An 11,885-nucleotide genomic window follows, 5' to 3' on the forward strand; every position below is an offset into this window, starting at 1 on the left:
GCGGTCAGCCGAGGCCGAGGCGCCGCGCGGTCGCGGCGGGCAGCGGGTACGGACGCTCGGGCGGCAGCAGCCGCTGGGCCTTGGACGCCTGCCCGCCGCGGACCAGCGCGGCGATCCGCCGCACCTGCGGGGTGAGGTCGGTGAGCCCGGTGACCCACTCCTCGGCGAAGGCCCGGACCAGCGAGCGGCCGACGCCCACCTGGATGCTGTAGTGGTTCAGCGCCGCCCCGCGCAGGGTCCGTTCCGGATCCCACTGGACGTGCACCGCGGCCCGGGCCAGCTCGTCCGGGTGCGCCGTGGTCGGCACGGCCCGGGCGAGCGCCTCCTCCCAGCCCTCGCGGGTGATCCGGACCGCCAGCACCCGGGTCTGCCCCGGCTTCTGGGCCCAGTTGCTGCGGTGCATCAGCCAGCGGAACGAGGGCTTGATCCACGTCATCCGGTGGAAGCCGAACGGCGCGACGAAGCGCCCCGCCGCCAGCGCCGCGTCGGCGACGGCGGGCGGGTAGGCCTGGTAGAGCACGATCGTCCGGTCGTCGTGGTCGGCGCGGATCTCGCGCAGTGCGGTCATCTCCGCGCACCCCTTGGTCGTCGCCCCCGTACCCCTTGGCCCGGCACGCTGCCAGGCCGGGCGGGGTGGCGCAACGGAATTGCCGCGCGGGTGGGGACGGGGGTAACAGGGGCAGGGGCCGGGTCAGACCGTGGCCGTGGCGCCGACCTTGGTGCGGAAGGCGGTGAGGGTGGCCGCCGGGACGCCGCAGGCGGGGAGGAAGGAGGCGGCGCCGCCGTGGTGGGCGCGGACCCGGTCGAGGAAGACCGACATCGCCTCGGCCGGGGCCTCCAGGAGCGGCGCGGGGATGGTGAGGTTGCGGCCCTGGGAGTCGGTGACCCGGGAGGTGGACCGGTCGTTGAGCGCGGTGCGGTGGCGCTCGGCGAGGCCGGCGAAGATCTGCGGGAGGGCGTCGGTGGTGCGGGCGTAGTCCTCGACGATCCGCTCGGCCGAAGCGCCGAGGAGGTCGAGCAGGAGGGCGGTCAGCAGACCGGTGCGGTCCTTCCCGGCCGCGCAGTGCAGCAGGACGGCCCCGGGGCGGACGGTGGCCTCGACGGCGGCGGCGAGCGCCTCCGGCGCGGACTCGGCCAGCAGCACGTAGAAGTCGCCGAGGTCGGCGGCCGTGGCCATGGTGCTCATCCGCGCCGTGAGGGCGTCGGTGGCGGGGTTCACCGGGGCCGCGACGACGGCTATGCCGGCGGCCTCGGCGGCGGCCCAGTCGGCGGGGTCGGTCTCGCGCGGGTCGCGCAGGTCCACGATGGTGCGGATGTCGCAGGCGCGCAGCTGGGCGACGGTCGCCTCGTCGGCGGCCGGGAACGGCTGGGCGGAGCGGTACAGCACTCCGGGGCGGACCAGGCGGCCCTCGGGGTCGCCGAGGGCGGCGGCGTCGCGGAAGTTGACCAGGGACATGCGGAGGCCTTTCGGTGGAGCCGCTCGGCGGCGCGCCCGCGCCCGGGGGGAGCGGGACGGGGGCAGGACATCTAGACGTCTAGATGTCTAACCCGTCCCGGGGGTGCCGGGCAAGCCGCGGAACCGGCGCATCTCTCCATCCCACTCCTGTCGGCGGGCGGCGGCGACCGGAGCGGGCGGGGGCGGACGGCGGCGACCGGAGCGGGCGGGGGCGGACGGCGCGGGCGGGGCGACCGGAGCGGGCGGGGGCAGGGGCAACCGGAGCGGGTGGCGGCGACCCGGGCCGGCGGGAGTCCTCCGTAGGATCGGTGCGTGGGCACGAACCAGCCGAGCAGCAACGAAGCGGCCGACCAGCCGAACACCCCGGTGTACCGCCGCCTGGCCCGTCGGCTCCAGGAGCGCGTCGACGCCGGCGCGTACCCGGCCGGCGCCCGGCTGCCGAGCGAGCCGGAACTGGCCGCCGAGTTCGGCGTGAACCGGCTGACCGTACGGCAGGCCGTCGCGGAGCTGGAGCGGGCCGCCGTGGTGGAGATCCGCCGGGGCGTGGGCACCTTCGTGCGCCCGCCCGCCGTCCGGGTGTCGATCACCGTGGACCCGCGCAGCCAGCGCTTCGACCTCGGCAGCGTGCACGCCGCGCTGCCCGACGGCGACCGGGAGGGCCGCGCCCCGGGGGACGGCGAGTTCGTCGTGGCCGCGCCCGCCGTGACCGGCTCCGCGGAGGACGCAGAGGCCGCCCGGCGACTGGGCCGTACGGCGCGGGAGCTGTCCCGGGTGGACTCGGTGATCCGGCTGGGCGGGCGGGCCCGGGCGGCCTGCAGCTACTGGGTGCCGTTCGGCCCGCTGCCCGCCGAGCTGGTCCGCCCGGGCCGCCCGGGGAACCTCGTGCCGGCCCTGGCGCGGGCGGCCGGGGTGGAGCTGGAGTACGACTGGCGGGCCTTCGGCGCGGTCGGCGCGGACCTCGCGGACGCCGAGCTGCTGGGCGTCCCGCCGGGCACCGCCCTGCTGGTCCGCGAGGGCGTCAGCTGCACCCCGGACGGCACCCCGGCGCTGTACGTCCGGCGGCGGATCGACGGCAGCAGCGCGCGCTTCGTACTGCACTTCCGCGACCGGTAGCGCCGAGTTCCACCCCGGGTTCGACCCCTGGCTCCGGCGGGCGCGGCAGGCCCGTCGCGGGGCCGGCGGCACCGGTCTCCGGGCGTATCGATCCTGCTAGTGTTCAGCGCCGAAATACCAGGTCGTACGGGGGATGGCAGGACGCGATGACCGAGGGGATCGAGTACGACATACCCACCGAGCTGGCCGAGGCCTACCTCGTCCTGCTCGCCGACGTCTCGCGCACCGGCCGGCTGCTGCGCCGCGACGAGCTGGAGGGGCTGCGCAAGCTCGGCGAGCACTGCGCCGAGGCGGGGTACGGGCTGCGCGAAGTGGTGTCGCACTGCCTGGCGGCGGCCCGCCGGGCCTGGCAGACGCTGCCCGGGACGACGGCCGCGACCAGCGTCGGCGAGCTGCGCCGGATGGGCGACGCCGTCCTCTCCGCCACCGACGCCGCGCTGGCCGCACTCGGCGAAGGGCACGAGCGCGCGCAGCGCCTGGCGGTCCGTCAGGAGGAGGCGGCCAGGCGGGAGTTCATCGACGACCTGCTGTTCGGCCGCAGCGACCTCGGGCTGCTCGCCGAGCGCGCGGAGCGGTTCGGACTGCGGCTGGCGGGCGCGTACACGGTGGCCGTCGCGGTGGGCGACGAGCCGTTCGCGGACGTGCATCCGCTGGTGCACCGGGTGGAGCGGGAGCTGTCCGGGCGGTTCGGCGAGCGGGACGTGCTGCTGGCCAGCAAGGACGGCCGGCTGGTCTGCATCGCCCCGGACTCCGATCGGGCCGTGCTGGAGGCCTTCGCCGACCTGACGCTGCGCCCCGGCGCCGGCTACCGCCCGGTGCTGCGGGTGGCCACCGGCCGCCGGCACTCGGGCCCGAGCGGGGTGCTGCGCAGCTACGAGGAGGCGCTGGACGCGCTGGACTACGCCCAGCGCCTCGGCCTGTCGGCCAGGCAGCTGAAGGCCGAGGAGCTGCTGGTCTTCCCGGTGCTGATGCGCGACCGGGCGGCCATGGCCGACCTGGTGCGCAGCGTCCTCGGCCCGCTGACCGAGGCGCGCGGCGGCGCCCGTCCGCTGCTGGACACCATCGTGGTGCAGGCGGAGGCCGCGTACGTGAACGCGGAGGCGGCGCGCCGGCTGGGGCTGAGCGTGCGCACCCTGAGCTACCGGCTGGAGCGGATCAAGGCGCTCACGGGGTACGACCCGTCGGACGCGCTGCAGCGCTTCACCCTGGAGACGGCGGCGATGGGCGCCCGGCTGCTGAACTGGCCGGAGCAGCCGCTGTAGGGCGGCGCGGAGCGGGCCGGTGCGCGCTCGTTCGGGCCCGCCGCGCAAACCCGCGCGGACCCGCTGGGACGGCCCGGCGACCGGCCTGTTGCCCGACTGTTGCAGTGTCACGTGGGACGCGTGTACCAGGGTGTCAAGAGGCCGTAGAGATTGCCGGATCCTGGCAATGTGCGGCGGGCTCCGCCACTGTCATGATCTCCCCGGCGCCGAAGCGCGGTGCCGTGGGGAAGACGGGGGAGCGTGGCCGGGGTGGGGGGATTCTTCGCGGCCGCGCTGGCCTTCCCGACCGCGCTGTTCAGCTTCGCGCTGGTGGTGGTCGTCGGGTACTGGCTGTTGATGCTGCTCGGCGGACTGGGGTTCGACGCCCTGCACGGGGGGCACGGCGTCGGACGTCACCTGGACGCCGGGCACATCGGCCACGTCGGCCATGCCGGGCACGTCGGGCAGGTGGGTCACGTCGGGCACGGTGCCGGGGGGCACGGTGTCGGGGGGCACGTGGCCCACGGGGCGCCCGGCGGGCACGGCACCGACGGCCACGGCGCGGGCGGCAACGCCGGCGGGGGGCACGGGGGCAACGGCTCCCACACCGGGGCCGGCCACCACGGTGGCGTGCCGGACGCGCTGGGCCTGGGCGGGGTGCCCGTGACCGTGGCGGTGTCGCTGCTGGTCGCGATCGCCTGGTTCGTCAGTCTGGCGGGCACCGTGCTCACCTCGGGGGCGCCGGCGCGCGGCGGCGTGTTCGCCGTGGCGCTGGTCGCCGCCTGGGCGGGCACCCGGGTGCTGGTCAAGCCGCTGCGGCGGCTGTTCCCGGAGGACCGGCCGATCACCCGGGGGGACTTCGTCGGCCGGGTCTGCGTGATCCGGACCGGCCGGGTGACGGCCGACTTCGGGCAGGCCGAGGTCACCGCCGAGGACGGCTCCACCGCGACCGTCCAGGTCCGCACCCCCACGCCCGAGCCCGAGCTGAAGGCCGGGCGGACCGCTCTGATCTACGACTACGACGCCGACGGCGAGCACTTCCTGGTGGCGCCGTTCGATCCGTCACCGCCGGGTCTCACCTGAACATCGCCTGACGCACAGTCACTTCAGCGTCACCTCGCTCCACTTCCGCTCGCTTCCTCTTCGCACCATCTCGTCAAAGGACTCCGTGATGGACACCATCGCCGTGGGTTTCGGCGTACTCGTCGCCGTCGTGCTGCTCATCGTGCTCGCCGTGCTGCTGTTCGTGGGCCGCCTGTTCCAGAAGGTCGAGCAGGGCAAGGCCCTGATCGTCTCCCGGACGAAGAAGGTGGACGTCACCTTCACCGGCGCGATCGTCCTGCCGATCCTGCACAAGGCCGAGCTGATGGACATCACCGCCAAGACGGTGGAGATCCACCGGGCCGGCCGGGACGGTCTGATCTGCCGCGACAACATCCGGGCGGACATCCGGATCTCCTTCTTCGTCCGGGTGAACAAGACCGTCGAGGACGTCGTCAAGGTCGCGCAGTCGATCGGCACCGTCCGGGCCAGCGACCCGCAGGCGATCCAGGACTTCTTCGCCGCGAAGTTCGCCGAGGCGCTCAAGACCGTCGGCAAGCAGCTGGACTTCACCGACCTGTACACCCACCGGCACGAGTTCCGGGACCAGATCATCGCGGTCATCGGCACCGACCTCAACGGCTACACGCTGGAGGACGCTGCCATCGACCACCTGGAACAGACCCCGATGAGCCAGCTGGACGGCGACAACATCCTGGACGCCCAGGGCATCCGCAAGATCACCGAGCTGACCGCGATCGAGCACGTGCGCACCAACGAGTACCAGCGCACCGAGGAGAAGGAGATCACCCGGCAGAACGTCGACGCCCGGGAGACCGTCCTGGAGCTCGAACGCCGCCAGGCCGACGCCGAGATCCGCCAGCGCCGCGAGATCGAGACCCTGCGGGCCAAGGAGGACGCGGTGATCGCCCGGGTCCAGGAGGAGGAGCGGCTCAACGCGCAGACCGCCTTCCTGCGCACCGAGGAGCTGCTCGGGGTGCAGCGCGAGAACCAGGCCCGCGAGGTCGCGGTGGCGCAGAAGAACCGCGAGCGGGTGATCGCGGTGGAGAACGAGCGGATCGAGAAGGACCGCCTGCTGGAGGTCGTCGGCCGCGAGCGGGAGACCGAACTCGCCACGATCGCCAAGACCAAGGAGGTCGAGTCCGCCAAGCGGGACGTCGCCGACGTGGTCCGCGAGCGGGTCGCGGTGGACCGGACCGTCGCCGAGCAGGAGGAGGCCGTCAAGACGCTGCGGGCCACCGAGGAGGCCGAGCGCGTCCGCAAGGCCGTCGTCATCCAGGCCGAGGCGGAGGCGCAGGAGAAGCTCGTCAAGGACATCAAGGCCGCCGAGGCCGCCGAGCAGGCCGCCACCCACAAGGCCCGCGAGGCGCTGGTGCTGGCCGAGGCCCGCCAGCGCGCCGCCGAGCTGGACGCCGCCGCCAAGATCCGGATGGCCGAGGGCGTCCGGGCGGAGGCCGCCGCCGAGGGCCTGGCCCGCGTCCAGGTGCGCGAGCAGGAGGCCGCGGCGGTCGAGAAGGTCGGCCTCGCCGAGGCCGTGGTGCAGACCGAGAAGGCCAAGGCCGCCGCGCTGGAGGTCGGCGCCAAGCTGAAGGCCGAGGCCGAGGGCCTGACCGAGAAGGCCGCGGCGATGGCCAAGCTGGACGAGGCCTCGCGCGGGCACGAGGAGTACCGGCTGCGGCTGGCCGCCGAGAAGGACGTCCGGCTGGCCGGGCTGGAGACGCAGCGGCAGATCGCCGAGGCGCAGGCCGCGCTGGTCGCGACCGGGCTGGAGAAGGCCAAGATCGACATCGTCGGCGGGGACTCGGTGTTCTTCGACCGGCTGGTGCAGTCGGTGACCGCCGGCAAGAGCGTGGACGCCTTCGTCGGCCACTCGCAGACCGCGCAGGCCCTGGCCGGGCCCTGGCTGGACGGCCGGGCCAGCTTCACCGAGGACCTCACCCGGGTGCTCTCCTCGGTCTCCACCGCGGACGTGCAGAACCTGACGGTGTCCGCGCTGCTGATGAGGCTGATCGGCTCGGGGGCCGGCGAGCAGTCCGGGCAGCTGCGCCAACTGCTGGAGTCGGCGCGGAAGCTGGGCATCGCCGAGACGCCGATCGGGACGCTGGCCGGGGCCGGCGCGGGGGCCACTGCCGGCGCCACTGCCGGCTCCCCGGTGAACGGCTCGAAGTGACGTACGGCTCCAGGCAACGATCCACCGAGTACCCGAGGAACTGACCGTGGACGCCCTCGACGACCGGCTCGACGCCGGCACCTACGAGGTCCTGCGCGACCGGCTCGCCCGGTCCGCCGCCGAACTCGCCGACCGCGCACAGGCGTTGAACGCCCGCCGGGTCGAGGAGTTCGGCGGCGGGGAGCTGCGGCTCACCGGCACCGGGCGGCTCACCACCGCCCGGGCCTGCCTCCCGCAGGACCTCACCGCGGCCGGCGGACTGCTGCTGCTCGGCACCCGCCCCACCGAACTCACCGACGGCGCCGAGGACTTCACCGACGTCCTCGGCCTGCACCGGCCCGACCTCTCCCCCGCCCCCGCCGAGGGCACCCTGCTGGACGACCCCCGGCTGCGCCAGGACCTCGCCGACCTGCGGCGCTACTTCCGCGACGCCCGCCTGACCCGGCTGCGCCCGGCGGACGGCCGGCTGCTCGCCGTCTTCCGCACCGGCCCGGCCGCCACCGACGTCCGGGTGCTGCGCTGGCGCCTCGACGACGGCGCCGACGACGCCCGGCCCGCCTACCTGGACGGGCGCGGCGAACGCGACCACACCCCCGCCGACGGGCAGCAGCTCGCCTGGACCGCCCTCACCCGGGACGACCAGCTGCCCGCCGGCCCCGGCCGCCCGCCCCGCGCCGACCTGGCCGGCGAGCTCCACCTCGGCGTCGACGGCGGCCGGTTGACCCTCACCGCCCCGGACGGCACCGAGCTGCACCGCGAACCGCTGACCGAGGCCCTGCAGACCCTCGCCGACGCGCAGATCGCCCACGCCCGGCTAGGCACCCTGCTGCTGGTGCGGGTGCGCCCGTACCAGGAGGAGACCGTCCGGCACCTGGTGGTGCACCTGCCCACCGGCACGGTCACCCGGATCGACGCCCTCGGCCAGGCCTGCCTGCGGCTGCCCGCCGACCAGGGCGTGGCCTTCCCCGGCGGCTGCCATCTGGTGGACGGCACCGTGCGCACCTTCGACCAGCCGGTGGACGGCCTGGTGTACGAGCGCACCGTCCTCTCGCCCAACGGCGAGGACGTGCTGTACGAGTTCCGCTCCCCCGCCGACGGCCGCGCCCTGCTGCAGCCGTACAACAGCGTCCGCCAGGAGGCCGCCGCTCCGCTGCCCTGCCAGGGCTACGCGCTGCTCGCCGACGGCACCCTCGTCGCGCTGCGCCCGGCCGAGGACGGACCGACCCGGCTGCACCCCGTCCAGCTCTGGCAGACCCCGTTCACCAGCGAGCGCTTCGCCGCCGAACAGCCGCCCGGCACCGGCCCGTTGGCCCGGATCGGGAACGCCGACCTGGTCCGCGGCCTGGCCGACTGCCTCGCCCTCGCCCGACTGGCCGCGGCCGGCTCCGACACCCTGGCCGGCCACCGGGCCGTCCTCACCGCCTGCACCCGCACCGCCGACCGCCACCACTGGCTCGGCCAGAGCGGCCTCGGCGACCTCGCCGCGCCGCTCGCCGAGATCCGCGACACCGCCCGGCGGGTGATCGCCGAGTACGAGGCGGTCGCCCAGCTCACCGCCCACGCCGCCCGGCAGACCGAGGAGACGGCCGAGCACGTCGAGGGCCTGCTGCGCACCGCCCGCGGCGAGACCCTGGCCGACGCCGCCGAGTGGGTCGACCGGCTCGCCGGGCTGCGCCGCGCCCAGGGCCGGGTCGAGGCGCTGCGCGACCTGCCGCGCGCCGAACCCGAGCGGATCGACGCGCTCGCCGCCCACCTCGCCGAAGGCCTGGCCGAGGCCGCCGACCGGGCCGTCGGCCAGCTAGCCGAACCCGCGGCCTTCGAACCGCACCGGGAGCGCGCCGCCGAACTGGCCGAGCGGTGCGCCGCCATCGCGACCGCCGCCGAGGCCGAGCCGCTGAGCGAGCGGATCACCGGGCAGAGCGAGGCGCTGCAGACCGTCTCCGAGCTGGTCGGCACCCTCGACCTGGCCGACGCCACCACCCGCACCGCCATCCTGGACCGGCTCGCCGACGTCCTCGGACTGCTCAACCGGGCCCGGGCCGCGCTCACCGTGCGCCGCCGGGAGCTGCGCACCCGCGAGGCCGCCGCCGAGTTCGCCGCCGAGACCGCCCTGCTCGGCCAGGCCACCACCGCCGCGCTCGCCGCCGCCGACACCCCCGAGGCCTGCGACGACCAGCTCGGCCGGCTCCTGCTGCGGATCGAACAGCTGGAGACCCGCTTCGCCGACGCCGACCCGGCCCTCGGCGAGCGGCTCGCCGACCGGCGCACCGAGATCCACGACGCGCTCACCGCCCGCCGCCAGCACCTGCTGGAGGAACGGGCCCGGCGCGCCGACCGGCTCGCCGCCTCCGCCGACCGGGTCCTCGACACCCTGCACCGGCGGCTGTCCGCCCTGGACACCGCGGCCGAGATCGACGCCGCCCTCGCCGCCGACCCGACGGCCGTCAAACTGCGCGACCTGGCCGCCCAGTTGACCGCCCTCGGCGACCGGGTCCGGGCCGAGGAGCTGACCGGACGGCTGCGCGCCGCCCGCGGCCGCGCCCACCGCGCCCTGCGCGACCGCGCCGAACTCGCCGGCGACGGCCCCGGCACCCTGCGGCTGGGCCGGCACCTGTTCGCCGTCACCACCCAGCGGCCCGAACTCGCCCTCGTGCCCTGGCGCGGACGCCCCGCCTTCACCCTCACCGGCACCGACTACCGCTCCCCCGTCACCGACCCGGCCTTCGCCGCCACCGAGCGCTACTGGGACCGCCCGCTGCCCTCGGAGACCCCGCAGCTCTACCGCGCCGAGTACCTCGCCGCGAGCCTCCTGCTGGCGGGCGGGGCGGGGTCGTCCGGTGTGGACTTCCCTGGCCTCGGCGCAGACTTCCCCGTGCCCGGTACGGACCCGGCGGACCTGCTGGAGTACGTCCGGCGGGCCGCCGAGCAGCGCCCGGACGAGGGCTACCAGCGCGGCGTGCACGACCACGACGCGGCGCTGCTGCTCCGCGCCCTGATCGAACTCGACGCCGAGGCAGGCCTGTTGCGACACCCGGCGGCCGCCCGGGCGGCCGCCCAGCTGTACTGGGCGCACGGCGCCGACGAGCGCCTGCGGCTGATCTGGCACACCCGGGCCCGCTCGCTCGGCCTCGCCCGGCAGGCCTTCGGCGAGGTTCCGGCGCTGGACGCGCTCGCCGCCGAACTCTCCGCCGCCGTCGCCGAGTTCCTCCCCTCCGGCACCGGCGCGGCGCTCGCGGAGCAGTCCGGACCGTACCTGGTCGCCGAACTCGCCTCCGGGGAGCCGGCGTTCGCCTACTCCGCGAGCGCCGCGGCGGTGCTCGACAAGTTCCGCGCCACCCCCGAGTCGGCCGGCCTCACCGAGGCGCTGGCCGCACTCCCCGACGAACCCGCACTGCTGCCCGTACGGCACCAACTCGCCGCCGCCTGGCTGGCGGCAGGCTCCGCCGGCGCCGACCCGGCCGACCTCGCCGAGGCCGCCGCCGTGCTGCTCTGCCCGTCGCTGCCGCGCCGGCCCGTCGACGGCGCGGTGGCCACCCGGCTGACCGGGCTGCTCGGCGACCACCCGCGCGTGACCGGCGGCACGCTCGACCTGCGCATCGACGAACTGCTCGCCCGGGTAAGGGAGTTCGAGGAGGTCGAGGCGCCCGGCTACCGGGCCTACCAGAAGCTGCGCGGCGAGCTGCTGGCCGCCGAGCACGCCCGGCTGCGGCTCGACCAGTACCGGCCCGCCCCGCTCAACGGCTTCGTCCGCAACCGGCTGATCGACCAGGTGTACCTGCCGCTGATCGGCGACAACCTCGCCAAGCAGCTCGGCACCGCCGCGTCCGGCGGCCCCGTCGACCGCAGCGGCATGCTGCTCCTGGTCTCCCCGCCGGGCTACGGCAAGACCACCCTGGTCGAGTACCTCGCCGAGCGGCTCGGCCTGCTGCTGGTCTCCGTCAGCGGCCCGGCGCTCGGCCACCGGGTCACCTCGCTGGACCCGGCTGAGGCCCCCGACGCCACCTCCCGCCGCGAGGTCGAGAAGCTCAACTTCGCCCTCCACGCGGCTGACAACGTGCTGCTCTACCTGGACGACGTCCAGCACACCTCGCCCGAGTTCCTGCAGCGCTTCATCCCGCTCTGCGACGCCCAGCGCCGGATCGACGGCGTCTGGGACGGCGAGGCCCGCGAGTGGGACCTGCGCGGCAAGCGCTTCGCCGTGGTGATGGCCGCCAACCCGTACACCGAGTCCGGTCGGCTCTTCCGGCTGCCCGACATGCTCGCCAACCGCGCCGACGTGTGGAACCTGGGCGACGCCGTCGCCGGGCGCGAGGACCTCTTCGCGCTCAGCTTCGTCGAGAACGCGCTGCCTGCCAACGCCCACCTGGCCCCGCTCGCCACCGCCGAACGCGGCGACCTGGAGACCCTGCTCGCCCGGGCGGCGGGCACCCCCGGCGGCACGCTGGCCGGCGCCTGGCCCGCCGCCGAGGTGGAGCGGATGACCGCCGTCCTGTCCGGCCTGCTGCACCTGCGCGCCACCGTCCTGGCCGTCAACCGCGCCTACCTCGACTCCGCGGCCCAGGACGACCGCACCCGCACCGAGCCCCCGTTCCTGCTCCAGGGCTCGTACCGCAACATGGCCAAACTCGCCCAGCGCCTCGACCCCGCGCTCACCCGGCCCGAGCTCGACGCCCTGCTCGCCGACCACTACCGCGCCGAGGCCCAGCCGCTCGGCGCCGACGCGGAGGCCCAGCTGCTGAAGCTGGCGGAGCTGCGGGGCGCCCTGACACCGGCGCAGGCGCGGCGGTGGGAGGAGCTGAAGCGGGTCTGGCGGGGGTGAGGCGGGCTGTGGTGTTCCGGCGCC

7 protein-coding genes are annotated in these 11,885 nt (G+C 75.6%); 5 read left to right on the forward strand and 2 right to left on the reverse strand.

All coding sequences use genetic code 11. The features are described from left to right. Positions 1–4: 4 nt before the first annotated feature. Positions 5–568: a DUF4291 domain-containing protein gene (locus IE332_RS15760; protein ID WP_189916473.1), complete on the reverse strand. Its 564-nt coding sequence runs from the start codon at positions 566–568 to the stop codon at positions 5–7. A 123-nt stretch (positions 569–691) separates the two neighbouring features. Then, positions 692–1,456 carry a tyrosine-protein phosphatase gene (locus IE332_RS15765; RefSeq protein WP_189916474.1) on the reverse strand — a complete coding sequence of 255 codons (765 nt, stop codon included), beginning with the start codon at positions 1,454–1,456 and terminating at the stop codon, positions 692–694. Positions 1,457–1,768: 312 nt separating this feature from the next. Between IE332_RS15765 and IE332_RS15770 the strand changes: the two genes are divergently transcribed. The 5 genes from IE332_RS15770 (at position 1,769) to IE332_RS41890 (ending at position 11,861) form a co-directional block, all read left to right on the forward strand. Further along, on the forward strand, positions 1,769–2,569 hold the full coding sequence (locus IE332_RS15770) for a GntR family transcriptional regulator (RefSeq protein WP_189916475.1): 801 nt from the start codon (positions 1,769–1,771) through the stop codon (positions 2,567–2,569). Between the two features lie 146 nt (positions 2,570–2,715). Beyond that, a complete protein-coding gene (locus IE332_RS15775; protein ID WP_189916476.1) occupies positions 2,716–3,831 on the forward strand; it encodes a PucR family transcriptional regulator in 1,116 nt (371 codons plus the stop codon). 249 nt (positions 3,832–4,080) lie between these two features. Further along, positions 4,081–4,893, forward strand: coding sequence for a hypothetical protein (locus tag IE332_RS15780; RefSeq protein WP_189916584.1), 813 nt, complete (start codon positions 4,081–4,083; stop codon positions 4,891–4,893). Positions 4,894–4,981: 88 nt separating this feature from the next. Further along, entirely contained in the window at positions 4,982–7,042 is a 2,061-nt protein-coding gene (locus tag IE332_RS15785) for a flotillin family protein (RefSeq protein WP_189916477.1), read from the forward strand. Between the two features lie 46 nt (positions 7,043–7,088). Beyond that, positions 7,089–11,861, forward strand: a complete 4,773-nt coding sequence (locus IE332_RS41890) for a DNA repair ATPase (protein ID WP_268256576.1) — start codon at positions 7,089–7,091, stop codon at positions 11,859–11,861. Positions 11,862–11,885 lie beyond the last annotated feature (24 nt).

Origin of the sequence: Kitasatospora xanthocidica (assembly GCF_014656195.1) — a bacterium.
Classification (GTDB): domain Bacteria; phylum Actinomycetota; class Actinomycetes; order Streptomycetales; family Streptomycetaceae; genus Kitasatospora; species Kitasatospora xanthocidica.

What these genes read in the sequence shown, in the direction of transcription:
- IE332_RS15760 (WP_189916473.1), bottom strand. Translation starts at nt 568, where the DNA reads ATGACCGCACTGCGCGAGATCCGCGCCGACCACGACGACCGGACGATC.
- IE332_RS15765 (WP_189916474.1), bottom strand. Translation starts at nt 1,456, where the DNA reads ATGTCCCTGGTCAACTTCCGCGACGCCGCCGCCCTCGGCGACCCCGAG.
- IE332_RS15775 (WP_189916476.1), top strand. Translation starts at nt 2,716, where the DNA reads ATGACCGAGGGGATCGAGTACGACATACCCACCGAGCTGGCCGAGGCC.
- IE332_RS15785 (WP_189916477.1), top strand. Translation starts at nt 4,982, where the DNA reads ATGGACACCATCGCCGTGGGTTTCGGCGTACTCGTCGCCGTCGTGCTG.